The organism is Pseudomonas bharatica CSV86 (assembly GCF_000319305.2).
Lineage (GTDB): Bacteria > Pseudomonadota > Gammaproteobacteria > Pseudomonadales > Pseudomonadaceae > Aquipseudomonas > Aquipseudomonas bharatica.
In genome coordinates this window covers 468576-493452 of record NZ_AMWJ02000002.1, presented here as the reverse complement: position 1 = coordinate 493452, position 24877 = coordinate 468576, and the positions used below count along the sequence as shown (strand labels likewise).

The following is a 24877-nucleotide window of genomic DNA, read 5'->3' as shown; positions in this document are numbered from 1 at the left end:
TTTGTGTTGGCGGTTGAGGAGCCCAAGGTAGATTTTTGCAAGTTGCTAATAGTGTTAGTTATTTGTCGCTCTTTCGTGCCTCGTCATTCCGGCCTGGGCAAGCTTTTCGGTTCTGGCGTGATATCTCGCTCCCCAAGCGGCTCATCCTGAAACCCCACCGGCACCTTGCCTTTCAGTTGCCAGGCAAAGGCGATGATCTCGGCAATCGTCAGGTACAGCGCCTCGGGAATGCTGTCCCCCAATTCCATGCGGGCCAGCAGCCGCACCAGCTCGGCATTCTCGTAGATCGGCACTTCATGCTCGCGGGCGAGGGCGAGGATGGCTTCGGCCAGCTCGTCGTCGCCCTTGGCGGTGAGGGTCGGGGCCTGGGCGCCGTCGTAGCTGAGGGCGATGGCCTGGCGCGGTGGTCGTTTGCTCATGCGTTTTCATCCACCCAGCGTTGTTCAACATGGGTTCTCGGCCCTTGCGGTGGTACGCCCTGGTGGCAATGCAACTCGCCGACGTTCACCCCGCGGGCGACCAGGCGGGCGCGCAAGTCGTCGAGCTCGCGACCGATCAGCTCGGCAGTTTCCGGGCGCTGCGCCCAAAGCTGGCTGGACAGGCTGCCGCGGACGATCTGCGCCTGCACCTGCAGCGGCCCCAGCGGATGCAGGTCGAAGGCCAGGTCCACGCGCCAGAGCATTTCCAGCGGGTCGCGCCGCTCGCGTTCCGGGTCGGCCTGCTGTTCCGGGGTTTCCTCGCGCTGCACCTTGACCTGCACCGGCATGAACTCCGGCCCGGTGCGCAGGGGGATTTCCAGTTGCCAGGTGGTTTGCAGGTTGCCGTCGGGGGTGTTGCCGGTCTGCTCGAGACTGGCCAGTTGATGGCTCTGCAACCGGGATATCGCTGCCGCCGCCAGGCGCAGCAAGTGTTGCAGGTCACCTTCCTGCTCCAGGTTCTGCAACAGGCGGGTGGGCAGGGGAAGCCCGTTGGATGCGGCCTGGGCGCAACCTGGCCCAGGGCCCCGAGGTAGCTGCGGACCATCCCCGGCAGGGCCTGGGCCAGGCTGGCCTGCAGCGTCGGGGAAAGCGGGGTGCCACCGGGCACATTGGGCAGCAACTGGGCGATCAGGCGCACCACCTGGGCCTTGATGTCCGGCGCCAGCTCGCTGGTAGCACCATTGAGCAGGCGTGCTTCGAGGAAGGTGCCACTGTTGCCCAGGGCCTGTGCAACCTGGCGCGCGTCGCCGAACTGGCGGATATCCGGCAGGCTCGCCAGCAGCTTGTCGATGCTGGCGCGTATTTCCGCTGGCTGGCCGTCGTCGCTGGCGATGCGCTGCATCGCTCCGAGCAGGTTTTGCAGGGAGGCCTGGCGGTTCTGCTGGACGCTGAGATTCTGGGCGATGGCCATCTGGTCCTGACGGCCGCTGAGTGGAACGAAGCGGATCTGCTGCTCGGCCAGCACCCTGGCACTGAGCAGGCTGCCCAGCGGCAGCGGGCGTGGCGATTCGATGCTCAGGGTGGCGCCGGCCTGCAGGGTGTTGAGCAAGGTCACCAGCGACCGGTACACCGGCGGCAGGTTGCCGGCCTGCGCCTGCAACTGGGTAGTCAGTACCTTGCCCTGCAGCAGGGTGCCCACCGGCAATTGCCGGGTATCGAGGCTGGTCAGGGTGGTGACGTTGTTGGCGGCGGCTTGCTGCACGGCGAGATTCAGCTGGGCGGCAGTGGGCTGGGTGACCGTGACCTGGGTGCCCAGGGGCAGGGGCTGGCTGGCGCTGGTCTGCACCAGGGTCTGCTGGCCACCGGCGCGCAGCAGGCGCAGGAGCATCTGGAACTCCTCGCCGACCTGGCGCAAGGAGACCACTTCGCCCTTGGCCGTCTCGCCTTTTTCCAGCAGGTCCGGCTGCGCATCCAGCAACTTGACCATCTCGCCGCTCAGGGCGGCGGCACGGACCTGCGGATTGCCCGCCGCCTGCGGGCCAAGGCTGTTGATTTCGCCCGTCATTGCTTTCGCGACCTGTTCAAATAGCCCTCTTTACAGTAGGACATGACATGTATAATGCCGCCCGATTTCTCCCGCGAGCGCAGGATCCGGGCGCTCGCGACCAGACCGGTCGGCCAGGTTTTCGTTGTCTCTATAACGGCCAGGGTCGAACCGACTTGAGACAGTCCCCGAACCAATAAGGCGAATCCGTGACTCCTCATCTCCAAGCCGTGGGCCTGGCCTGCGAGCGCGACTGGCGAATGCTCTTCGAACACCTGGAACTGCAGGTGACAGCCGGCGACATGCTGCAGATCAGCGGTCCCAACGGCAGCGGCAAGACCAGCCTGCTACGCCTGCTGGCCGGTCTGATGCAGCCGACCCAGGGTCAGGTCCTGCTCAACGGCAAGCCGCTGGCGGAGCAGGGCGCCGAACTGGCCCGCAGCCTGGTGTGGATCGGCCATGCCGCCGGGATCAAGGACCTGCTCACCCCCGAGGAAAACCTCACCTGGCTCTGCGCCCTGCACCGTCCGGCCTCCCGCGAAGCGATCTGGCGCGCGCTGGAAGCCGTCGGCCTGCGCGGTTTCGAGGACGTGCCCTGCCATACCCTGTCGGCCGGCCAGCAGCGCCGCGTGGCCCTGGCCCGGCTGTACCTGGACAGCCCGCCGCTGTGGATCCTCGACGAACCCTTCACCGCCCTCGACAGGCAGGGTGTTGCCCAGCTCGAAGCGCACCTGGCCCGGCATTGCGAGCAGGGCGGCATGGTCGTGCTGACCACCCACCACACGCTGGAGCGCACGCCCTCCGGTTATCGCGATATCAACCTGGGGCAGTGGGCCGCATGAGTGTATTTGTCCTGTTGTTGCGCCGTGAGGCGCGTCTGCTCTGCCGACGTCCGGCAGAACTGGCCAATCCGCTGGTGTTCTTCGCGATCGTCATCGCATTGTTCCCACTTGCGGTCGGTCCTGAGACACAATTGTTGCAAATCTTGTCTCCAGGGTTAGTCTGGGTGGCCGCGCTTTTGTCGGTCTTGCTCTCGCTGGACGGGCTGTTTCGCAGCGATTTCGAGGATGGATCCCTGGAACAGTGGGTCCTTTCGCCGCACCCGCTGCCGCTTCTGGTGCTGGCCAAGGTGCTGGCACACTGGATTTTTTCCGGGCTGGCGCTGGTATTGTTGTCGCCGCTGCTGGCGGTGATGCTCGGATTGCCAGTGGAATGCCTGCCGGTCCTGCTGGCATCGCTCTTGCTCGGTACCCCGGTGCTGAGCCTGCTGGGTGCCGTCGGAGCGGCGCTCACCGTTGGTTTGAAACGTGGTGGTCTGCTTCTGGCGCTGCTGATTCTGCCGTTATATATCCCGGTATTGATCCTGGGCAGTGGCGCCTTACAAGCAGCAGTGCAAGCTATGCCCGCAACCGGATACCTGCTCTGGCTTGGCAGTCTGGCCGCCCTGGCAGTCACCCTTGCACCTTTCGCGATAGCCGCCGGCCTGAAGATCAGCGTCGGCGAATAACGAGGTCTGGGCCACGCCCAGCAAAGACCCTGGATGTACCGTGATGAAAAGCAGCGCAATAAGCTGGACATGGTTTCACAAGCTCGGTTCCCCCAAATGGTTCTATGCCATCAGCGGGCGCATGCTGCCCTGGCTGGCGGTCGCCGCGGTGTTGCTGATCGGCACCGGCGTGGTCTGGGGCCTGGCCTTCGCCCCGCAGGACTACCAGCAGGGCAACAGCTTCCGGATCATCTACATCCATGTGCCGGCGGCCATGCTGGCCCAGTCCTGCTACGTGATGCTGGCGGTGTGCGGCGTGGTCGGCCTGGTGTGGAAGATGAAGATCGCCGATGTCGCCCTGCAGAGCGCCGCGCCCATCGGCGCCTGGATGACCGCGCTGGCGCTGCTCACCGGGGCCATCTGGGGCAAGCCGACCTGGGGCAGCTGGTGGGTCTGGGATGCCCGCCTTACGTCCATGCTCATCCTGCTTTTTCTGTACTTCGGTCTCATTGCCCTCGGCCACGCGATCAGCAATCGTGACAGCGCGGCAAAAGCCTGTGCGGTGCTGGCCATCGTCGGGGTGATCAACATCCCGATCATCAAGTACTCGGTGGAATGGTGGAACACCCTGCACCAGGGCTCGACCTTCACCCTCACCGAGAAACCGGCGATGCCGGCGGAGATGTGGCTGCCGCTGCTGCTCACGGTGCTGGGTTTCTACTGCTTCTTCGGCGCCGTGGTGCTGCTGCGCATGCGCCTCGAAGTGCTCAAGCGCGAAGCCCGCGCCAGCTGGGTCCGGGAAGAAGTGCTGAACAGCTTGGGAGGCGCACGATGAGCTTCGCATCCTTCGGCGAGTTTCTCGCCATGGGCCATCACGGCCTGTACGTCTGGTCGGCCTATGGCATCTGCCTGGCGGTGCTGGCCATCAACGTCGCCGCGCCCTTGCTGGCGCGCCGTCGTTACCTGCAAGCAGAGGCGCGCCGCCTGCGCCGGGAGAACGCCAAGTGAATCCGCAACGCAAGAAGCGCCTGTTCATCATCCTCGGCCTGCTCGCCGGCCTGGGTGTCGCCGTGGGCCTGGCCCTCAGTGCATTGCAGGAAAACATCAACCTGTTCTACACCCCGACCCAGATCGCCAACGGCGAAGCACCGCTGGACACGCGCATCCGCGCCGGCGGCATGGTCGAGAAGGGCTCGGTGCAGCGTTCCAGCGACTCGCTGGACGTGCGCTTCGTGGTCACCGACTTCAACAAGTCGGTGCCGATCACCTACCGCGGCATCCTTCCCGACCTGTTCCGCGAAGGCCAGGGCATCGTCGCCCTGGGCAAGCTCAATGGCGAGGGCGTGGTGGTGGCCGATGAAGTGCTGGCCAAGCACGACGAGAAGTACATGCCGCCGGAGGTCACCAAGGCCCTGAAGGAAAGCGGCCAGGCCGCCAACGGAGCGCCCGCCCAATGAATGCCGCGCTGATCATTCCCGAACTCGGCCAGTTGTCGATGATCCTGGCCATCTGCTTCGCCTGCGTGCAGGCCAGTGTTCCGCTGCTCGGCGCCTGGCGCGGCGACAGCCTGTGGATGAGCCTGGCACGCCCGGCCGCGTGGGGGCAGTTCGCCTTCCTGGCCTTCGCCTTCGCCTGCCTGACCCACGCCTTCATGACCGACAATTTCTCGGTCGCCTATGTCGCCAGCAACTCCAACAGCGCCTTGCCCTGGTACTACAAGTTCAGTGCCGTGTGGGGCGCCCACGAAGGCTCGCTGCTGCTCTGGGCGCTGATCCTCGGCGGCTGGACCTTCGCCGTATCGATCTTCTCCCGCCAGTTGCCGCAGGTGATGCTGGCCCGGGTCCTGGCGGTGATGGGCATGATCAGCGTCGGCTTCCTGTCGTTCCTGATCGTCACTTCCAACCCGTTCAGCCGCCTGCTGCCGCAGATGCCCGGTGACGGTCGCGACCTCAACCCGCTGCTGCAGGACATCGGCCTGATCGTCCACCCGCCGATGCTGTACATGGGCTATGTCGGCTTCTCCGTGGCCTTCGCCTTCGCTATCGCCGCCTTGCTCGGCGGGCGCCTCGACGCAGCCTGGGCACGCTGGTCGCGGCCCTGGACCATCGTCGCCTGGGCCTTCCTCGGCATCGGCATCACCCTGGGTTCCTGGTGGGCCTACTACGAACTCGGCTGGGGCGGCTGGTGGTTCTGGGACCCGGTGGAAAACGCCTCGTTCATGCCCTGGCTGGTGGGCACCGCGTTGATCCACTCGCTGGCGGTCACCGAGAAGCGTGGCGTGTTCAAGAGCTGGACGGTGCTGCTGGCCATCGCCGCCTTCTCCCTCAGCCTGCTCGGCACCTTCCTGGTCCGCTCCGGGGTGCTGACCTCGGTGCATGCCTTCGCCTCCGATCCGGAGCGCGGCATCTTCATCCTGTTCTTCCTGCTGATCGTGGTCGGCGGCTCGCTGACCCTGTTCGCCCTGCGCGCACCGGTGGTCAAGAGCCAGGTCGGCTTCGCCCTGTGGTCCCGCGAGACCCTGCTGCTGGCCAACAACCTGGTGCTGGTGGTGGCTGCGTCGATGATCCTGCTCGGTACCCTTTACCCGCTGATCCTCGATGCCCTGAGCGGCGCCAAGCTGTCGGTCGGCCCGCCGTACTTCGATGCCCTGTTCATCCCGCTGATGGCCCTGCTGATGGTGGTGCTGGCGGTGGGTGTGCTGGTGCGCTGGAAAGACACCCCCGGCCGCTGGCTGGCCGGCATGCTGACCCCGGTGCTGGTAGGCAGCGCGGTGCTGGCGCCGATCTGCGGCCTGCTGGTGGATGATTTCGACTGGCAGGTGCTGACCACCTTCGCCCTGGCGGCGTGGATCGTGCTCGGCGGGGTGCGCGACATCCTCGACAAGACCCGCCACAAGGGCCTGCTCAAGGGCATTCGCGGCCTCAACCGCAGCTACTGGGGCATGCACGTGGCCCACCTGGGCCTGGCGGTGTGCGCCATGGGCGTGGTGCTGTCGAGCAACAACAGCGCCGAGCGCGACCTGCGCATGGCGCCGGGCGACGCGGTGGAACTGGCCGGTTATCACTTCGTCTTCGAAGGCGCGAAACACCACGAGGGCCCGAACTTCACCTCCGACAAAGGCACCGTGCGGGTGCTGAAGGACGGCCGCCAGATCAGCGTGCTGCACCCGGAAAAACGCCTGTACACCGTGCAGCAGTCGATGATGACCGAAGCCGGCATCGACGCAGGCTTCACCCGCGACCTTTATGTCGCCTTGGGTGAGCCCCTGGAAAACGGCGCCTGGGCGGTGCGCGTGCACGTCAAGCCGTTCGTGCGCTGGATCTGGCTGGGCGGCCTGCTGACCGGCCTGGGTGGTTTGCTCGCGGCGCTGGACCGGCGTTATCGAATCAAGGTCAAGACCAAGGTGCGCGACGCCCTTGGCCTGCAAGGAGCGACGGCATGAAGCGCTGGATCATGGTTGTACCGCTGGCGGTGTTTCTGCTGGTGGCGGTGTTTCTCTACCGCGGGCTGTACCTGGACCCGGCGGAACTGCCGTCGGCGATGATCGGCAAGCCGTTCCCGGCCTTCTCCCTGGCCAACGTGCAGGGCGACCGCACCCTGACCGAGGCGGACCTGAAGGGCAAGCCGGCGCTGGTCAACGTCTGGGCCACCTGGTGCATCTCGTGCAAGGTCGAGCATCCGGTGCTGAACAAGCTGGCGCAGCAGGGCGTGAACATCTACGGGGTCAACTACAAGGACGACAACGCTGCCGCGCTGAAATGGCTGGCCGAGTTCCACAATCCGTACCAGATGGATATCCGCGACGAGCAGGGCACCCTCGGCCTGGACCTGGGGGTGTACGGCGCGCCGGAAACCTTCTTCATCGACGCCAAGGGTGTGATCCGCGACAAGTACGTCGGAGTGATCGACGAAACCGTCTGGCGCGAGAAGCTGGCGCCGGTCTACCAGGGCCTGGTCGACGAGGCGAAGCAATGAAGCGCTGGCTTGCAGCCGCCGTGCTTGGCCTTAGCCTGACCGGCGTGGCCAGGGCGGCCATCGACACCTATCAGTTCGCCGACGAGGCCGAACGCGAGCGCTACCGCGAGCTGACCAAGGAGCTGCGTTGCCCCAAATGCCAGAACCAGGACATCGCCGACTCGAATGCGCCGATCGCTGCCGACCTGCGCCGGGAAATCTTCCGCATGCTCGGCGAAGGCAAGAGCAACCAGCAGATCGTCGATTTCATGGTCGATCGATACGGTGATTTCGTCCGCTACAAGCCGGCCCTCACCGCTAAAACCTGGCTGCTCTGGTTCGGTCCGGCGGCCTTGTTGCTGGGCGGTATCGGCGTCATGGCAGTGATCGTGCGCAAGCGCCGGGTCCCGGCGGGCACCGTGACGGCCGACCTTTCCCCCGAGGAGCGCGAGCGCCTCGCCAAACTGCTGGACAAAGAACAGACCCATGACTGATTTCTGGCTCGCTTCAGGCCTGCTGTTGCTGGTAGCCCTGAGCTTTTTGCTGATTCCGGTGTTGCGTGGCCGTCGTGCGCAGCAGGAAGAAGACCGTACCGCCCTCAACGTCGCGCTCTATCAGGAACGTGTCGCCGAACTCCAGGCCCAGGGGGCGGAGGGCGTGCTGAACGCCGAGCAACTGGCCCGTGGCCGCGATGAGGCGGCCCGCGAACTGCTGGACGACACCGAGAATGCCGAACCGTTGCGCAGCGCGCGGCTGGGCAAGGCGCTGCCGATCCTCGCGGCCTTCCTGGTGCCGGCGATGGCCGTGGGGCTGTACCTGCACTTCGGTGCCAGCGACAAGGTCGCCCTGACCCAGGAGTTCGCCACGGCGCCGCAGAGCCTCGAGGAAATGACGTCGCGCCTGGAGCGCAGCGTGGCCGCCCAGCCGGACAATGCCGAGGGCCTGTATTTCCTCGGTCGGGCCTACATGGCCCAGGAGCGTCCGGGCGATGCGGCCAAGGCCTTCGAGCGTGCCGTCGGCGTCGCCGGCCGTGCGCCCGAGCTGCTCGGGCAATGGGCCCAGGCCCTGTACTTTGCCAATAACAAGCAATGGACCGCACAGTTCCAGGCTTTGACCGACGAAGCCCTGAAAGCCGATCCGAACGAGGTCACCAGCCTCGGCTTGCTGGGCATCGCGGCCTTCGAGGGCGAGCGCTACCAGGAGGCGGTGGACTACTGGAACCGCCTGCTGGTCCAATTGCCGCAAGGTGACAGCTCGCGTACCGCGCTGCTGGGCGGCATCGAACGGGCCAAGGAGAAGATCGCAGCGGGCGAGGGCAAGGGCTCCGCAGCGGTCGCCACGGCCTCGGCTGCCAGCCTGACGGTCAAGGTCGAACTGGCCGACGCGCTCAAGGACAAGGTCAGGCCGGACGACGTGGTCTTCATCTTCGCCCGCGCCGCGTCCGGTCCGAGCCTGCCGCTGGCGGCCAGGCGGATCACCGTGGCGCAGTTGCCGATCGAGGTGGTGCTCAGCGACAGCGACGCGATGATGCCCAACATGAAACTGTCGAACTTCCCTGAAGTCCAACTGATGGCGCGCGTCTCCCGTGCCGGTCAACCCGGCAAGGGCGAGTGGATCGGTCGCAGCTCGCCGCTGCCCAGCGACACCCGGAAGCCGCAACACCTGACCATCGATAGCCCGGACAATCCGGACAAGTAGAAGAGAGCGACTTCATGAACAGCACCGTACGCCTGACCCTGATTTCCCTGGCCCTGGGGTTGAGCGCATGTACGGTGCAGCAGCCGCGCGAGCCGGAGCGCGAACCCTTGCCGCCGATCGAGACGGCACCCCGACCGGGCCCGGTGATCAAGCCGGGCCCGGGCACGCCCAAGCCCTCCGTCACCCCGACGCCCAAACCCATGCCGCGCACCTCGGCCAGCTTCGCCCCGCCACCGGGCGGCGCCAGCCACTGGGATCCGAAGCTCGGGGTCTACGTGCTCGAAGGCAAGACCAACACTTTCTACCGCCAGCGCACCTACTACCGTTGGAACAACGGCTGGAGCTGGGCGACCAATCCAGAAGGCCCGTGGCAGGACACCGACTCCAGTGGCGTGCCAGGCGGCCTGGGGCGCGCGTTCGCCCAGTAATGCCGGCATAATGCTCCGTCGCTGAACGCCTGGGAGCATGTGATGACGAAGACGGTATTGGTGCTGGTCGAAACGGTCGATGACTACCTGCCCTTGCTGGAAGAACACGGATACCGCCTGATCCACGCGAAAACGCCGGCGCTGCGGGCCGAGGCCATTGCCCGCCAGGGCGGCGAGATCGATGTGGTACTGACCCGTGGGCCCTTGGGGATCACCGCCGAGGAAATCGCCGCGCTGCCGTTGCTGCGCCTGATCTGCGTGATCGGTGCCGGTTACGAAGCGGTTGACCTGCATGCTGCCCGGGCCCGGGGCATCGTCGTGACCAATGGCGCCGGGGCCAATGCCTCGGCGGTGGCGGATCATGCCATGGCCCTGCTGTTCGCCGTGGTCCGGGATATCTGCCGGGCTGACGCCACCACCCGACAAGGGCAGTGGAACCGGGTGATCAGCCCGTCGCTGGCGGGCAAGCGCCTGGGCATTCTCGGCCTCGGGGCGGTGGGCATGGCGATTGCCAGGCGTGGCGCACTGGGTTTCGACATGCAGGTGCGTTACCACAGCCGCTCGCGGCGAGACGTACCCTACCAATACTGCGAGAGCGTGCTGGAGCTGGCCCGCGAGTCGGATTTCCTGATCGTCGCCACCCCGGGCGGGGCCGATACCCGTGGGCTGGTCGGGTGTGACGTGCTGGATGCACTGGGGCCGCAAGGGTTCCTGGTGAATATCGCGCGGGCCAGTGTGGTCTCGACCGCCGAGATGGTCGCGGCGCTGCGCGAAGGACGGATCGCCGGTGCGGGGCTGGATGTGTTCGATGACGAGCCGTCGGTGCCGGATGAGTTGAAGGCGTTGGGCAATGTGGTGCTGACGCCCCATGTGGCGGCGCAGACGCCTGAGGCGGCCAGGGATATGGTGGCGTTGGTGCTCAAGAACCTGCAGGCATTCTTTGCCGGCGAACCGGTCCTGACACCGGTGAGTCCGTAAGAGCACTGCTTACCCTGTGGGAGCTGGCTTGTCGGGCCGCCGAACCGCAGCGATAGCTTCAGTGAATTCACCATAGCAATCGCTGGCAAGCCAGCTCCCACAGGGTTCTCGGGTGTTCGATGGATCTTGGCTACACTCAGCAACCTCAGCCTGCAAGGAGCCCCCATGTCCAGTCAAACCCACCAGGGCGCCTGCCTCTGCGGCGCCATCCAGCTCACCGTCACCCTCGACGACAACAGCGTCGGCGCCTGCCATTGCAGCATGTGCCGCAAATGGAACGGCGGCCCGCTGCTGACCGTGCACAGCAGCAGCGCCCCGCACTTCAGCGGTGCCCAGCCTGCGGTCTACAACTCTTCCGACTGGGCCGAACGCGGCTTCTGCCCGGCTTGCGGCAGCCATCTGTTCTATCGCCTCAAGGGCGGCAATTTCTTCGCCATCCCGGTGGGCCTGCTGGACAGCGATCAACCCTGGACCTTCGATCTTCAGGTCTATATCGACGAAAAACCCTCCTTCTACTGCTTCTCCAACCAGACGAAGAACATGACCGGCGCCGAGGTAGTCGCGCAGTTCAGCTAGTCGCTCCATAGCGCCGTGCTCTGCCTTTGCTTGCAATTCCCTGATATTCCTGAGAAAAGGCGGCTGCACGATCGACAGCGAGGCAATCATGAGCGACGAATTGCAGATCACCGACGTCCACCTGGGCGACGGCAAGGAAGTGGTCAAGGGCGCCCTGATCACCACCCATTACACCGGCACCCTGGCCGACGGCACGGTCTTCGACTCCTCGCACCAGCGCGGCAAGCCGTTCCAGTGCGTGATCGGCACCGGGCGGGTGATCAAGGGCTGGGACATCGGCCTGATGGGCATGAAGGTGGGCGGCAAGCGCAAGCTGTTCGTCCCGGCGCACCTGGGCTACGGCGAGCGCAAGATGGGCTCGATCCCGCCCGGTTCCGACCTGCATTTCGAAATCGAAGTGCTCGAAGTACTGACCCGCGACGACTGAAGCACCGTCTTAATTTGGTAACAGGGAACGCGTAGATTCACTCCTAGCTTAAGGACAAGCGCCCCAGGGACAGAACCAATCGGGCCTGCTGCACTCTCAAGGATGCCCGTATCCACGGATGGAGCGACAGACAGGGATGCCCCGCGGCCTCGGCCGCGGGGCAGCACTGGCGGGTTGGTTCACTGTCTTTGTCCCAAGCTTTGTCCTCAAGGGTTGATCATGAAGTTCCCCGCATTCCTGCCTTCGCGCCGTCAGGCGCTGCTCGGCACCGTGCTCGTTGCAGGCGCCGCCCTCCTTGGATTCACCACCTTCGACAGCCTGGCCAGGCCGGTCGACGGCACCCAGACCCTGGTGTTCCTGCGCCATGCGGAAAAGCCCGGTGAAGGCCTCGGCCAACTGAACTGCCAAGGGCTCAACCGCGCACTCGACCTGGCGACCTTGCTGCCGGAGAAATTCGGCAAGGCCGACTATGTGTTCGCCGCCGACCCGACCCGTGAGGTCGAGGAAGGCAGCAACGACGACAGCTACAGCTACCTGCGGCCGTTGATGACCATCAGCCCGAGCGCGATCAAGCTCGGGCTGCCGGTGAACATCGACTACGGCGCCAACGACACCAACGCCCTGGCACGCGAGCTGACCAGCAACAAGTACCGTAACTCGACGGTGTACACCGCCTGGTCCCATGGTTACCTCCCCGAACTGATCAACGCCGTGGCCGGCAAGGCCCTGGGCGAGGAGCGGGTGATCACCAAGGATTGGGAAAACGGCGATTTCGACTCGCTGTATGTGCTGACCCTGACCTGGCGTGATGGCAAGGCGACGATGCTGAGCCGCAATGTGAAGCAGGGGCTGGATGGTGGGGACTTGAGTTGCCCGCATACCCTCTCCCAGAGCTGACACGATCCCTGTGGGAGCTGGCTTGTCGGATCGCCGCACCGCAGCGATTTGGCCCTCTCTGACAACATCTTTGTTCTTGCCGGCCTCATCGCTGCATGGGTATCTACACATCTCGGCCGATGGCGGACGCGGTTCAGGTAGGAGCGTGGCTTGCCCGCGAAGGGCCGCACAGCGGCCCCAAAGCCATCCAGCACGAACTGGCTGGTGAATAGTTTTCTGGATTCAGCGCCTGCTCGACTTCAGTACCCCAGATGCTCGGCGTGGCAGGATTTGGGGCCGCTGTGCGGCCCTTCGCGGGCAAGCCACGCTCCTACAGATCCTGCGTTGCCCCATCATCCGAGCCTGGGCGAGAGATGTGTAGATACCCATGCTCATCGCTGGCAAGCCAGCTCCCACAGGGATCGAGTCGGCTCGGAGAATGGGAAAAAACCGAGGCGCGGGTACCAAGGGAGATGACCTTTGCAGGTCCTGGCACCGTTGATCGCGCCTCGCAAAAAGGAACGTTCGTTTACCGACCGAACTGCGCCGGCCAGCCAATCACGCGCTTGGGCCGCGGTTTGGCGTAGGTGCGGGTCTTGGAAGTGGACAGCCCGAGCTGGACCAGCGACTCGGCCATCTTCACCGCCGCGCTGACCCCGTCCACCACCGGCACGCCGGTACGCTGGCGGATCTTCTCGTCCAGCCCGGCCATGCCGCCGCAACCCAGGCAGATTACTTCCGCCTTGTCCTCGCTGACCGCCAGCTCGGCCTGGCGGACGATGGCTTCCAGCGCCCGTTCCGGCTCCGCTTCCAGTTCCAGCACGGCCATGCCGCTGGCCCGCACCGAGGCGCAGCGGTCGTACAGGCCGGAGAGCTTGAGGCGGTCCTCGATCAGCGGCACGGTGCGATCCAGGGTGGTCACTACCGAGTAGGCATGGCCAAGGTACATGGCGGTGCTGGCGGCGGCATCGGTGATGTCCACTACCGGCACGTTCAACAATTCCTGCAGGCCTTCGCGGCCGTGTTCGCCGTAGCCGGCCTGGATCACCGCGTCGTAGGGGCCGTCGTAGGCCAGCACGCGGTCCATCACGGCGATGGCCGCCAGGTAGCTCTCGAAATTGCCTTCCACCGATTCCGCGCCGAAATACGGAGTCAGCCCGATGATTTCGCTGCCCGGTGCGGCTACTGCCTGCGCCTGGCGGGCGATGGCTTCGGTGATGGCTTCGCTGGTGTTGACGTTGACTATGAGGATTCGCATATCGGGTCTCGCTAGGCAGTGAACCGGCCCGGCAGCACCGGGCCGCAAGAGGCAATCAATGGCTGGTGCTGTCGACGGCGATGGATTCGCCGCTCACGTCCAGGTACTGCTGGTTGCGCGGCGCACAGAGCAGGTAGAGCAGGCCGGCGATACCGGCACCGATCATCCAGGAGAAGGGCGCGATGGTTTCGAAGTTGGGCACCAGGGCCAGGACGATCGCCAGCAGCGCCGCCGGCACGAAGGCGACCAGGGCACGGGGATTGACCCCGCGACGGTAGTGGTAGGCGGCCTTGGGGTCTTCGCTGTACAGCTCGGGCACGTTGATGCGGCCACGGCGCAACAGCCAGTAATCGACCATGATCACCCCGTACAGCGGGCCGAGCAGGGCGCCGAGGCCGGACAGGAAGTACATGATCACCAGCGGACTGTTGTAGAGGTTCCACGGCAGGATCAGCACGGCGAGGGTGGCGCTGATCAGGCCGGCGCGGCGGAAGTTGAGCAGGCGCGGCGCCAGGTTGCTGAGGACGAAGGCCGGGGCGACGAAGTTGGCCATGATGTTCACCGCCACGGTGACGATCAGGAAGGCCAGGCAGCCGAGCACGAGGAAGAACGTATTGGGGATGCTGGCGATGATCTGCGTCGGACTGTCGATGATCTGGCCGTTGATCTTGAATTGCGCACCGCACAGCAGCACGGTGATCACCGCGAAGGCCAGGATGTTCACCGGCAGGCCCCAGAAGTTGCCCGAACGGATGGTCTTGCGGCACGGCGAGGACCGGGCGAAGTCGCAGAAATTCAGCACCAGCGTGCCGTAGATCGCCAGCCACAGCGCTCCGCCGGCCAGGATGTTGTGCCACATGGCTGCGCCGGTCAGCGGTTCGCGTACCGACCAGGCGATCTCGAAGCCGGCCTGGACGTACATCCACGCCGCCAGGCAGGTCACGGTGAGCAGGATCACCGGGCCGGCGAAGGCCTCGTAGCGTCGCACCATTTCCATGCCGTAGGCCAGGATCACCAGCTGCACCAGCCAGATGGCAACGAAGCACACCCAGCCGAGGCTCGACAGGCCGAGGATCGAGTCCTGGTCGTAGGCCGCAAGGCCAGGGGCGATGGCGCTAAGGAGCACGCGCAGGACCACCGAGGCCAGGTAGGTCTGGATGCCGAACCAGGCGATGGCGATTACCGCGCGGATCAGCGCCGGGATCTGGGCGCCATGGATGCCGAAGGCGATCCGGCTCATCACCGGGAACGGTACCCCGGTCTTCTGGCCCATGTAGCCGGACAGGTTCATGAAGAAGTACACCAGCGCCGCGCCTATCCCAGCGACAGGAGGATCTGCCAGCCGCCCAGGCCCATGGCATACAGCCCCATGGCAAAGGAGTAGTTGGCGATGTTGTGCACATCGTTGGTCCACAGGGCAAAGATGCTGTAGCGCCCCCAGCGGCGGCCCTCGGCCTTGGTCGGGGCGAGGTCGTGGTTGTGCAGACGCGGGCTCAGGGTCACGGGGTGTTGCGGGTGCGTCGTCGGTTCGGGGTAGACGAGGAAAAGTCCAGTTCTGTCTTGTTGGAGAGACTCATGCTCATTCCGGCGTGCTCCTGATACTCGTGGCGTGGGGACGCCTGGTCTTTAACCACGAGAACCAATTGGTTAGGGGCATTCCGCTACCCGGCGACGGCAGGTGGGCGGATCTGGTGTGTGCTCTTGATCGTGCTGAGTTGTATACAAAGCACGAATGCACTAAAGCCAGATCCATGCCACGGGGAGTCGCAGGGAAGAGTCATTATCTTTTTGAAGTTTCTGGAATTTTTTATAAGTTACTGAAAATTTGAATTTATAAATTGACCGATTAAACAGGTTTTATTTTTTTGCTTAGTTGAATTCTGATTAATTGGTCAACTTGTTAGAGCGGAGCGATGTAACCCTATGGGGCGCCAGTTGAGGTGATTGCACACAAAAAAGGCACTTTCGGTTACATGCTTGTGTACACTTCTTGTTCATATGGGTATTGGATTGGACACACAGGGCTGTGTCGCTCTCTCCGGCCTCATCGCTGGCAAGCCCAGCTCCCACAGATCCCTGTGGGAGCTGGCTTGCCAGCGATGAGGCCCTCAACAACACCAAAAGGCTCAATCCATCGGCGGCAACCGCCGCTTCACCGGGGTCTTCTTGACGATTGCCGTACTCGTCTCGGCATGGCTGTTGAGCTTGTCCAGCAAGGTGTCCAGTTGTTCCATCGAGCGCACATGCAGGCGCGCGATAAAGCAGTCATCCCCGGTGACCTTGTCGCACTCGGTGAATTCGGGAATGGCGATGATCTGCCGTTCTACCTCGTGTAACTGCCCCGGCAACGGGCGGATGCGCACGATGGCCTGCAACTGGTAGCCGAAGCTGCGGGCGTCCACTTCCACCGTATAGCCCTTGAGCACCCCGCGTTCCTCCAGGCGGCGCAGGCGTTCGCTGACGCTGGGCGAGGACAGTCCGGTCAGGCTGGCCAGCGCCTTGAGCGAGCGCCGCGAATCTTCCATCAAGGCATTGAGCAGCAACTGGTCGATGGCGTCGGTCATGAAAAAGCTCCTGTCAGGCTAATCAGGTAAATTGCCTCAATAAAAAAGGCAGGTGCGGATTCCGGCCTTATTTATCCACTGGATTGGCCTGGAGCACCCTCGGCATACTTTGTCACAAAGTTCTCGGAGGTGTGACATGGACAATTCGATACGTCGCGGTTCCCTTGAAATGGTCGGCGCCATGCTGATCTCCGGCACCATCGGCTGGTTCGTCCTGGTATCGGGGCAGCCGGTGCTGGACGTGGTGTTCTGGCGCTGCCTGTTCGGTGCCGTCACCTTGCTGGCAATCTGCGCGGCCATGGGTTTCCTGCGCCCGGGCATCCTGACCCGCATGACCTTCGCCCTGGCCGTGCTCAGCGGCGTGGCCATCGTTGGTAACTGGGTGCTGTTGTTCGCTTCCTACTCGCGGGCGTCCATCGCCATCGGAACGGCGGTGTACAACGTCCAGCCGTTCATGCTGGTGGGGCTGGCGGCGCTGTTCCTCGGCGAGAAGATCACCCTGCCCAAGCTGTTCTGGCTCGGTGTGTCCTTCGCCGGGATGCTGGCTATCGTCAGTGCCCATGGCAGCCAAGGCGAGAGCGGCGACCAGTACCTGCTGGGCATCGTCCTGGCCCTGGGCGCGGCGTTTCTGTATGCGGTGGCGGCACTGATCATCAAGCGCCTCAGCGGGACGCCGCCGCACCTGATCGCGCTGATCCAGGTCAGCACTGGTGTGCTCATGCTGGCGCCGTTCGCCAATATCGGTGGCCTGCCCACGGTTCCGGGTGAGCTGGGCAGCCTGGTCACCCTGGGCATCGTGCACACCGGCGTGATGTACGTGCTGCTCTACGGGGCGATCCAGAAACTGCCGACGGCGCTGACCGGCGCGCTGTCGTTCATCTACCCCATCGCGGCGATCCTGGTGGACTGGGTGGCCTTCGGTCATCGCCTGGACCCCTGCAATGGCTGGGTGTGTCGGCGATCCTGCTGGCGGCCGCCGGCATGCAGCGCGGCTGGTGGTTCAAATCCGCCGCCCGCGCCAGCAGCGCAAAGGCGTAGAATGCGCCGCTTTAGCCTGCTGAACACCTGCCATGACCGCTGCCATCGACACCCTGCATCAACACCTGCGCACCGCCCTGAACCCGCCGCCGAGTGAAACCCGGCGGCTGTTCCACGGTCGCGGGCGCTGCTGGCCGGGACTGGAGCAGATCACCGTGGACTGGCTTCAGGGTGTGCTGCTGGTGGGGCTGTTCCGCGAGCCGCCCGAGGGGCAGCTCGCGGCGCTGCAAGACATGCTGCGCGGGTTGGCGACGGGCGACATGGCGGTGCTGATCCAGCATCGTTACCTGCCGGACAGCCCGGGCTACTGGCTGCTGGGCGAGCCCTGCACGCACAAGGTCATCGACGAGGACGGGCTGCGCTACCAGCTCGACCTCGGCCTGAAACAGAACAACGGCCTGTTCCTCGATATGCGCTATGGCCGGCGCTGGGTACGCGAGCACGCGGCGGACAAGCGGGTGCTCAACCTGTTCGCCTATACCTGCGGCTTCTCGGTGGCAGCGATTGCCGGTGGGGCGCAGCAGGTGGTCAACCTCGACATGTCGAAGGCCGCGCTGTCCCGCGGGCGTGATAATCACCGGCTGAACGGGCATGACCTGGGCCGCGTCGGGTTTCTTGGGCACGAGCTGTTCAAGTCGTGGGGCAAGGTGCGCAAGCCGGCGCCTTATGACCTGATCATCATCGACCCGCCGAGCTTCCAGAAGGGCAGCTTTGCCCTGACCCAGGACTACGCGAAGATCCTGCGCCGCTTGCCGGAGCTGCTCAGCGAGGGCGGCACGGTACTGGCCTGCGTCAACGATCCGGGGATCGGGCCGGAGTTCCTGATCCAGGGCATGGCGGAGCAGGCGCCGGGCCTGACGTTCGTCGAGCGCCTGGAAAACCCGCCGGAGTTTGCGGATGTGGATGTGGCCGGGGGGCTCAAGGCCCTGGTTTTCCGGTGACCTCCAGGCCCTCATCGCTGGCAAGCCAGCTCCCACAACCTGGACTGCCCCCGAAAAGTTGGACAGTTTTAGCTAGCAGCTTGGGCCCTGTAATCGACAGGGCTTAAGCCGTTTAACCTCAGCTTGATGCGGTCATGGTTGTAGTAGCGGATGTACTCGTCCAGACCGGTGGTCAGCTCTTCGATGCTCTCAAACCGCTTCAAATAGAAAAACTCAGACTTGAGTGTGCCGAAGAAGCTTTCCATAGCGGCGTTATCCAGGCAATTCCCTTTGCGCGACATGCTCTGCTTTACGCCACGCTGCTCAAGCTTTTCGCGGTATTGGCGCTGCTGATAATGCCATCCCTGATCAGAGTGGATGACCAGCTTCGGCTCCTTTCCCAAGCTACTCAGAGCTTTTTCCAGCATATTCCCCACCAGCTCATAGCCTGGGCGGCGAGCGATCTCGTAGGCCACGATCTCACTGTTGTACAAGTCCATCACTGGTGAGAGATAGAGCTTTTGCTGAGCCACTTTAAACTCGGTTACGTCAGTCACCCACTTCTGATTGGGCCGCTGGGCGATGAAGTTTCGCTCCAGCAGATTCTCGGCAATCCTGCCTATCTCTCCTCGATAGGACCGATACTTTTTAGGCCGCACAACCGCCCGCAAACCTTGGTCGGCCATCAGCCGCTCCACAACCTTCTTGTTCACCAGGATGCCTTGATTCTTGATCGCAAGCGTCACGCGCCGATACCCATAGAGCCCTTTTTCCTTGTGATAGACCTGACTCACCAGCTCTTTCAGATCGGCATGTTTATCCGGCTTTTGAAGGCTTTTGAGCTGGTAGTAGAAGGTACTGTTCGACAACTCGACCAGGGCCAACAACGCTGACAGCGGGAATCGGGTTCGGAGTCTTGAGACGATCAGCGTTTTTTCTCTGGCCTTCGCTCCTTCTGCTCTCTCAAAGCCTTCAGCTCCTTTAGGACAGCGTTCTCCATGCGCAGATACTCGAGTTCTGCCATGAGCTGATCTCGCGGCTTCAGCGCGTCGTCAGTGTCAGTGGGTTTGAGTGGCTTGATCTTCTTGGACACGTCGGCAGGCTTTTTTCGTTGAGTGGCAGTAGAGGTGGCAAGGTTGCCACTGTAGTACTGGTGCTCCCAAATGCCTACCCGGGAGGACTGTCCCAAGCCGAAGTGAGCTGCCGTTTTACGCAGGGAAAGCCGATGCTCGCGCATGTACTGCACAACCCTGCGCTTGAAATTGATGTCGTAGCGCTGACCGTGAGGTATGGGACTGATAGTGGAACGGGCTTTATAGCTCGCCACCCAGCGCCTCAGCAGGCTGAAATCGATACCGAAATGCCGGGCTACCTTTCGGAAACCATCGGTGCCCTCCAGGTAGGCAGTGATGGCTGTGAGCTTGAACTGCTCGGTGTACTTACTCATAACTCCCCCAAGGGTTGGATTAGTCTCCAACTTCTTGGGGGCAGTCCAACCTGTGGGAGCTGGCTTGCCAGCGATGAGGCCCCTGAGAACACCATCAATCACTGGGCTGCCGGCACCGGACTGTACTGCGCAAAACTCACCTCGTCCGTCTTGTCCACCAGCTTCTTCAACCGCTCGTTGAACGCCCGGTTCACCGCATACTGCCCACCCGACGTGGTCCTGAATTGTGCGGTCAGGGTCATCCCGTTGAGGTTCATGCTGTCTACGCCGAATACCTGCAGCGGCCCCTGCAGGTTGTGGCGCAGGATCGGATCCTCGCTGATTGACTGCCCCGCCTCGCGGATCAGCTTCAACGCCACGTCCACGTCCGAGTCATAGCTGAACTGCACCGAGAAGAAGGCATAGGCGAACTGCCGCGACTGGTTGGTGACCGCCTTGATCTGCCCGAACGGTACCGAGTGCACGAAGCCCTTGCCGTCGCGCAGGCGCAGGGTGCGGATGGTCAGGCTTTCCACGGTGCCGGCATGCCCGGAGTCGAGCACCACCCAGTCGCCGATGGCGATGGTGTCCTCGATCAGGATGAACAGCCCGGTGATGACATCCTGCACCAGTTGCTGCGAGCCGAAGCCGATGGCCAGGCCGACTACCCCGGCGCCGGCGAGGAACGGCGCGACGTTGATCCCCAGGTTGGCCATGGTGGTGATGGTGCAGATCACCACCAGCACCACCTTGGTGGCGTTGCGCAGCATCGGCAGGATGGTCCGCGTGCGAGTGCTTGGCTGGCGTGTATTGCGCCGCCCCGGGGTCGGCTTCAACGCTTCCTGGATGGCCGTGTCGATCACTACCCAGAGCAGCCAGGTCACCAGCAGGATCAGGCCGATGCTGCTCAGCGAATCGCTGATCGCCCGGCCGAAGCTGTTGCGCAGGGCGAAGTCCAGCACCGAGAAACCCCAGATGCGTCCGAGCAATTCGATGAAGGCGACCGCCATGGCGACGCGCAGCAGGGCATGGGCCAGGCTGTAGAGCAGTTCCTTGTAGGGACGCAGGCGCTGTTCCGGATTGCGCGGCGGGTTGAGAAAGTGCTGCAGGGTGATGCTGAGGAATACCGTGCCGATCAGCAGCACGGTGGTCAGCAACGCCTTCTGCAGGGCGCGCTGGCTTTCCTCGCCGGCGCCGATCAGGTTGATCCCCGAGACCAGGATCATCATAAGGATCGGCAGGTACCAGATGGCCGAGAAGATCCGCAGGGTTTCCTGCACGGCGCGGTGCTGCAGGCGGTCCTTGAGGCTGCGGTTGCGGATCAGGTGCGCCATCGGACGACGCGAGCGCAACACCACCACGGCGAAGATCAGGGTCGCCAGCAGGCCGGTGACCACCGCGATACTGCTGGTCAGGTTGCCGCCCAGTTGGCGGGAAATCTGCGGGCTGGTCAGGGCGTCGCTCCAGGCGGCGAGGAAGCCGATCAGGAACAGCGGCCGCGGCGCTGCCTCACGGATGATCTGCACCGCTGTGCGCTTGTGGCCGACATCGAACAGGGTAATCAGGCACAGGATCAGGGTGGTGGAGAAGATCCCGCTGCTGGTGGCGTAGGCCAGGCTCATGCCCAGCGCGCGGCCCACCGACGGATCGAGCTGACGGCTGACGAACAGTGCCGCAGGCAGGCTTACGATGGCCGGCAGGGTGTAGGGCAGCAGGTAGGCCAGCAGCTTTTGCGGCCGCGGATGGCTGCGCAGCAGGCGGGTACGCTGGCTGGCGCGGGCGGCCAGACGGCCGAGGTAGCACAGCAGGGCGAAGGTCGCGGCCCAGCTGGCGCTGAGGATGAGGAAATCCCAGGTCATCGCCATCAGGTCGTCGGCATCGTGGCGGTCGACCAATTGGTTGACCTCCTTTGCCGCCCGGTCGGTGCGCAGCCGCCAGTTGTCGAGCAGGTGGTGATCGATATCCAGTTCCTGGGAAACATCGTCGAGGCCGCTGGCGAGGGTGCCGAGCAGACCGCCCTGGACGACCGGTTCCGGTTCCTTGGCCGGTTGTTCCTCGGTGACGGCTGCCAGGGGGCCGGCCAGCGCCTGCAGGCTCAGCAGGGTACAGAAGAGAACGGTGAGCAGGGGGCGGATCACGGGATACTCCTTCAGCCGTGGGGTGACGGAAAGGGTAGACAATGATCCTTGGAGTTTTTCTGCGAGGGATTTGCAAACTGTGATGGCCCTATCGCTGGCAAGCCAGCTCCCACAGGATTGCATGCACCGCAGACCCTGTGGGAGCTGGCTTGCCAGCGATAGGGCCCGAAAGTCAGGCCCCGATCTTACTTGCCGCTATAGATCTGGTCGAAGATCCCGCCATCATTGAAGTGGGTCTTCTGCACGGTGCGCCAGTCGCCGAAGGTCTTCTCCACCGAGAGGAATTGCACTTTCGGGAAGCGGTCGGTGTACTTGGCCAGGACCTTCTCGTCCCGCGGGCGCAGGTAGTTGCTGGCGGCGATTTCCTGGGCTTCAGGCGACCACAGGTACTTCAGGTATTCCTCGGCGGTCGCCCGGCTGCCTTTCTTGTCGACCACCTTGTCCACCACGCTCACCGGCGGCTCGGCCTCGGCGGAGACGCTCGGGTAGATCACCTCGAACTGATCGCGGCCGAATTCCCGGGCGATCATTTCCGCTTCGTTCTCGAAGGTCACCAGCACGTCGCCGATCTGGTTGGTCATGAAGGTGGTGGTGGCGGCGCGGCCACCGGTATCCAGCACCGGCGCCTGCTTGAACAGCTTGCCGACGAAGTCCTTGGCCTTGGCTTCGTCGCCGCCGGTCTTGAGCACGTAGCCCCAGGCCGACAGGTAGGTGTAGCGGCCGTTACCCGAGGTCTTCGGGTTCGGCACGATCACCTGCACGCCATCCTTGAGCAGGTCCGGCCAGTCCTTCAGGGCCTTGGGGTTGCCCTTGCGCACGATGAACACCGTGGCCGAGGTGAAGGGCGCGCTGTTGTTCGGCAGGCGGGTGACCCAGTTGTCCGGGACCAATTGGCCGTTGTCGGCCAGGGCATTGATGTCGGTGGCCATGTTCATGGTAATGACATCCGCCGGCAGGCCGTCGATCACCGAGCGCGCCTGCTTGCTGGAGCCGCCGAAGGACATCTGGATGTTGATCTTCTCTTTGTGCTCGGCTTCCCAGTGCTTCTGGAAGGCAAGGTTGTAGTCCTTGTAGAAGTCGCGCATCACGTCGTAGGAGACGTTCAGCAGCGGTGCGGGAGCGGCCTGGGCGAGGCCGCCCACGACCAGGCTCGCGGCGAGGAGCGAGGCGCCAAAGAGTTTTTTCACTGTGCATTCCTTGTTGGAGTTGGTTGGGATAACAGCATTGTGCCAGCGACTATAGCCAATGGCCCTTAGGCACAAAAAGATTAAAAACGACTTTGCTTATTCCACCTTCCGGAACAGCGCGTTGCCACAGCGCGAGCAGAAGGCGGCGCCGTGTTCATGGCTGTTCTTGCGGCACACCGGGCAATCGTGGCGCAGTTGCTCGCCGCGCATGGCATTGGCCAGTTCGGCAGTAAAGATACCCGTAGGCACGGCGATGATCGAGTAACCGGTAATCATCACCATCGACGAGATCACCTGGCCCAGCGGCGTCTTGGGCACGATATCGCCGAAGCCCACGGTGGTGAGGGTGACGATGGCCCAGTAGATGCCCTTGGGAATGCTGGTGAAGCCGTGTTCCGGACCCTCGACCACATACATCAGGGTGCCGAACACCGTGACCAGGGTCGAGACGCTGACCAGGAACACGATGATCTTCTGCTTGCTGCCGCGCAGGGCGTCGAGCAGGTAGTGGGCCTGTTTCAGGTAGGGGCTGAGCTTGAGCACGCGGAAAATCCGCAGCATGCGGATGACCCGGACGATCAGCAGGTACTGGGCGTCGCTGTAGTACAGGGCGATGATCCCGGGCACGATCGCCAGCAGGTCGACCAGGCCATAGAAGCTGAAGGCGTAGCGCAGGGGCCTGGGCGAGCAGTACAGGCGCAGCAGGTACTCGACCAGGAAGACGGCGGTGAAGCCCCACTCGATGGCGGCGAGCAGGCCGGCGTAGCCCTGGTGGACCTCGTCGATGCTGTCGAGGATCACGGTAACCAGGCTGGCCAGGATGATCAGCAGCAGGATGGTGTCGAAGCGGCGTCCGGCAACGGTGTCGGTTTGGAAGACGATGACGAAGAGCCGCTGGCGCAGGCTCTGGGGGTGTCCATGAGGTGGTGGTTCCGAGGCGGGTGGTGATGCGAAGCCTAGGGTGGGATCCGGCAGTTGTGCAAGCTTCCAGGGCCTAATCGCTGGCAAGCCAGCTCCCACAGATGCACCACTGCCCTCAAGAGCGGCGCGATCCCTGTGGGAGCTGGCTTGCCAGCGATAGCGTCAGATGCAGCGACTCTGCACCCCGGTCCCTTTCACATCCCCCAGCCGCACCATCCAGCACGCCACGATGAACGGCGCGGTCAGCCCCGGGATCGGCAGCAGGTTGAACAGCGGCTGCACCGCGATCGCCAGGACGATCGCCAGCAAGGGTTTCCACGGCTGCGAGCGCGTGCCGCTGAAGGCCAGGGCCGCCAGCGCTGCATTGAAGCCGTACAGCCCCAGGTATGCGGCCGTGGCCTCGCCGCCGATCAGCGCAACACTGCCGCCGATCGCTGCGCCGACGAAGGCCCAGGCCGCCGCATAGCGGTCCGCTAGCAGCAGCCCCAAGGCGATCAGCAGCCCGGCCAGCGGCTGGTCGAGCAGGAAGATCTGCCCCAGTCCCCGGGCGAGGGCATCCAGCGGGTTGGCCTGCACCGGCCCGCTGGCCTGCGCCGTCGGTTCGGCGATCAGCAACAGCGCCCAGCCGGCCAGCACGAAGGGCAGGGTGTAGGCCGGCAACAGCACCGACCCGCCACGCTTGAGCCATTGATGCACGAGCATGCTGCTCAGCCCGGCGACGGCGATGATCAGCGGCAGGAGGAGCGGCGACCAGGGCAGCAGGTAGCTGAACAGCAGGCCGATAAGCACGCCGTTGTAGCTGTACAGCCCGGCCTGGCGATCGGCGCGGTTGTAGCCGCGCCGCTGGGCAGTGAGCAGGCCGGCGAGGGCGCCCAGCAGTGCGCCGCCGAGCAGGTGGGGCGCGGTGAGAAGAATGGCCAGCAGGCAACACAGGCCGCACAGCGGATTACGCTGCAGCAGCACCTGGCTGAAGCCGTTGAGCAACGCGGTGGCCCAATCCGGGCACGGATTGACTAGGTTTTTCGTGTACATGGCAGTAG

23 protein-coding genes and 3 pseudogenes are annotated in these 24877 nt (G+C 64.0%); 16 read left to right on the top strand and 10 right to left on the bottom strand.

Going from position 1 to position 24877, the window contains the following annotated elements; all coding sequences use genetic code 11:
• Positions 1-83: 83 nt before the first annotated feature.
• Positions 84-419, bottom strand: a complete 336-nt coding sequence (locus CSV86_RS15905; RefSeq protein ID WP_009399939.1) for an EscU/YscU/HrcU family type III secretion system export apparatus switch protein — start codon at positions 417-419, stop codon at positions 84-86.
• A pseudogene (gene fliK, locus CSV86_RS15900) lies at positions 416-1983 on the bottom strand (flagellar hook-length control protein FliK). The gene CSV86_RS15905 and the pseudogene fliK overlap by 4 nt, the downstream one beginning before the upstream one ends.
• A 188-nt stretch (positions 1984-2171) precedes the next feature.
• Between fliK and ccmA the strand changes: the two are divergent.
• The 14 genes from ccmA (at position 2172) to CSV86_RS15830 (ending at position 12406) form a co-directional block, all read left to right on the top strand.
• Positions 2172-2804 carry a cytochrome c biogenesis heme-transporting ATPase CcmA gene (gene ccmA / locus CSV86_RS15895; protein WP_009399934.1) on the top strand — a complete coding sequence of 211 codons (633 nt, stop codon included), beginning with the start codon at positions 2172-2174 and terminating at the stop codon, positions 2802-2804.
• The gene (gene ccmB, locus CSV86_RS15890; RefSeq protein WP_009399927.1) at positions 2801-3469 is read left to right on the top strand and encodes a heme exporter protein CcmB; all 669 of its coding nucleotides are present in this window, start codon (positions 2801-2803) and stop codon (positions 3467-3469) included. Before ccmA ends, ccmB begins: the two co-directional genes overlap by 4 nt.
• 43 nt (positions 3470-3512) lie before the next feature.
• Complete coding sequence (locus CSV86_RS15885; protein ID WP_009399926.1) at positions 3513-4283, top strand: heme ABC transporter permease; 771 nt, start codon at positions 3513-3515, stop codon at positions 4281-4283.
• Entirely contained in the window at positions 4280-4456 is a 177-nt protein-coding gene (ccmD, locus tag CSV86_RS15880) for a heme exporter protein CcmD (protein WP_009399925.1), read from the top strand. Before CSV86_RS15885 ends, ccmD begins: the two co-directional genes overlap by 4 nt.
• Positions 4453-4905, top strand: coding sequence for a cytochrome c maturation protein CcmE (gene ccmE, locus CSV86_RS15875; protein ID WP_009399924.1), 453 nt, complete (start codon positions 4453-4455; stop codon positions 4903-4905). The genes ccmD and ccmE overlap by 4 nt, the downstream gene beginning before the upstream one ends.
• Before the next feature lie 11 nt (positions 4906-4916).
• Positions 4917-6890 (top strand): heme lyase CcmF/NrfE family subunit, encoded by a 1974-nt coding sequence (locus CSV86_RS15870; protein WP_170395079.1) that lies wholly within the window; start codon positions 4917-4919, stop codon positions 6888-6890.
• Positions 6887-7423 carry a DsbE family thiol:disulfide interchange protein gene (locus tag CSV86_RS15865; RefSeq protein ID WP_009399922.1) on the top strand — a complete coding sequence of 179 codons (537 nt, stop codon included), beginning with the start codon at positions 6887-6889 and terminating at the stop codon, positions 7421-7423. The genes CSV86_RS15870 and CSV86_RS15865 overlap by 4 nt, the downstream gene beginning before the upstream one ends.
• A complete protein-coding gene (locus tag CSV86_RS15860; protein WP_009399920.1) occupies positions 7420-7896 on the top strand; it encodes a cytochrome c-type biogenesis protein in 477 nt (158 codons plus the stop codon). The genes CSV86_RS15865 and CSV86_RS15860 overlap by 4 nt, the downstream gene beginning before the upstream one ends.
• Positions 7889-9100 carry a c-type cytochrome biogenesis protein CcmI gene (gene ccmI / locus CSV86_RS15855; RefSeq protein WP_009399918.1) on the top strand — a complete coding sequence of 404 codons (1212 nt, stop codon included), beginning with the start codon at positions 7889-7891 and terminating at the stop codon, positions 9098-9100. The genes CSV86_RS15860 and ccmI overlap by 8 nt, the downstream gene beginning before the upstream one ends.
• A gap of 14 nt (positions 9101-9114) precedes the next feature.
• Positions 9115-9528 carry a hypothetical protein gene (locus CSV86_RS15850; protein WP_009399916.1) on the top strand — a complete coding sequence of 138 codons (414 nt, stop codon included), beginning with the start codon at positions 9115-9117 and terminating at the stop codon, positions 9526-9528.
• Positions 9529-9570: 42 nt separating this feature from the next.
• On the top strand, positions 9571-10506 hold the full coding sequence (locus tag CSV86_RS15845) for a 2-hydroxyacid dehydrogenase (protein ID WP_009399914.1): 936 nt from the start codon (positions 9571-9573) through the stop codon (positions 10504-10506).
• Between the two features lie 165 nt (positions 10507-10671).
• Complete coding sequence (locus CSV86_RS15840) at positions 10672-11082, top strand: GFA family protein (RefSeq protein WP_009399912.1); 411 nt, start codon at positions 10672-10674, stop codon at positions 11080-11082.
• An 88-nt stretch (positions 11083-11170) separates the two neighbouring features.
• On the top strand, positions 11171-11509 hold the full coding sequence (locus CSV86_RS15835) for an FKBP-type peptidyl-prolyl cis-trans isomerase (protein WP_009399911.1): 339 nt from the start codon (positions 11171-11173) through the stop codon (positions 11507-11509).
• Between the two features lie 219 nt (positions 11510-11728).
• Positions 11729-12406, top strand: coding sequence for a hypothetical protein (locus CSV86_RS15830; RefSeq protein ID WP_009399910.1), 678 nt, complete (start codon positions 11729-11731; stop codon positions 12404-12406).
• Positions 12407-12914: 508 nt separating this feature from the next.
• Here the strand turns inward: CSV86_RS15830 and CSV86_RS15825 are convergent.
• From CSV86_RS15825 to CSV86_RS15815, 3 genes and pseudogenes are all read right to left on the bottom strand, one after another.
• Positions 12915-13643: an aspartate/glutamate racemase family protein gene (locus CSV86_RS15825; protein ID WP_009408716.1), complete on the bottom strand. Its 729-nt coding sequence runs from the start codon at positions 13641-13643 to the stop codon at positions 12915-12917.
• 55 nt (positions 13644-13698) lie between these two features.
• Positions 13699-15146 (bottom strand): annotated as a pseudogene (locus CSV86_RS15820) (NCS1 family nucleobase:cation symporter-1).
• 623 nt (positions 15147-15769) lie between these two features.
• Positions 15770-16207, bottom strand: a complete 438-nt coding sequence (locus CSV86_RS15815) for an Lrp/AsnC family transcriptional regulator (protein WP_009408720.1) — start codon at positions 16205-16207, stop codon at positions 15770-15772.
• Between the two features lie 136 nt (positions 16208-16343).
• Here CSV86_RS15815 and CSV86_RS15810 point away from each other — a divergent pair.
• Both CSV86_RS15810 and CSV86_RS15805 read left to right on the top strand, forming a co-directional pair.
• Positions 16344-17245 (top strand): annotated as a pseudogene (locus CSV86_RS15810) (DMT family transporter).
• A 32-nt stretch (positions 17246-17277) separates the two neighbouring features.
• Positions 17278-18186, top strand: coding sequence for a class I SAM-dependent methyltransferase (locus CSV86_RS15805; RefSeq protein ID WP_009408724.1), 909 nt, complete (start codon positions 17278-17280; stop codon positions 18184-18186).
• 68 nt (positions 18187-18254) lie between these two features.
• Here CSV86_RS15805 and CSV86_RS15800 read toward each other — a convergent pair.
• The 5 genes from CSV86_RS15800 to CSV86_RS15780 form a co-directional block, all read right to left on the bottom strand.
• Positions 18255-19612 (bottom strand): IS3 family transposase gene (locus CSV86_RS15800; RefSeq protein WP_376699761.1). Its coding sequence is split into 2 segments (ribosomal slippage): positions 18255-19136 and positions 19139-19612, totalling 1356 coding nucleotides; the frame shifts between segments, so codons are not numbered across the junction.
• A 98-nt stretch (positions 19613-19710) separates the two neighbouring features.
• Positions 19711-21729 (bottom strand): mechanosensitive ion channel family protein, encoded by a 2019-nt coding sequence (locus tag CSV86_RS15795; RefSeq protein ID WP_009397648.1) that lies wholly within the window; start codon positions 21727-21729, stop codon positions 19711-19713.
• Positions 21730-21914: 185 nt separating this feature from the next.
• Complete coding sequence (locus CSV86_RS15790; RefSeq protein WP_009397646.1) at positions 21915-22916, bottom strand: sulfate ABC transporter substrate-binding protein; 1002 nt, start codon at positions 22914-22916, stop codon at positions 21915-21917.
• Positions 22917-23012: 96 nt separating this feature from the next.
• Positions 23013-23819 carry an ion transporter gene (locus tag CSV86_RS15785; protein WP_170395077.1) on the bottom strand — a complete coding sequence of 269 codons (807 nt, stop codon included), beginning with the start codon at positions 23817-23819 and terminating at the stop codon, positions 23013-23015.
• Positions 23820-23999: 180 nt separating this feature from the next.
• Positions 24000-24869, bottom strand: a complete 870-nt coding sequence (locus CSV86_RS15780) for an urea transporter (RefSeq protein WP_037059774.1) — start codon at positions 24867-24869, stop codon at positions 24000-24002.
• Between the last annotated feature and the right edge of the window lie 8 nt (positions 24870-24877).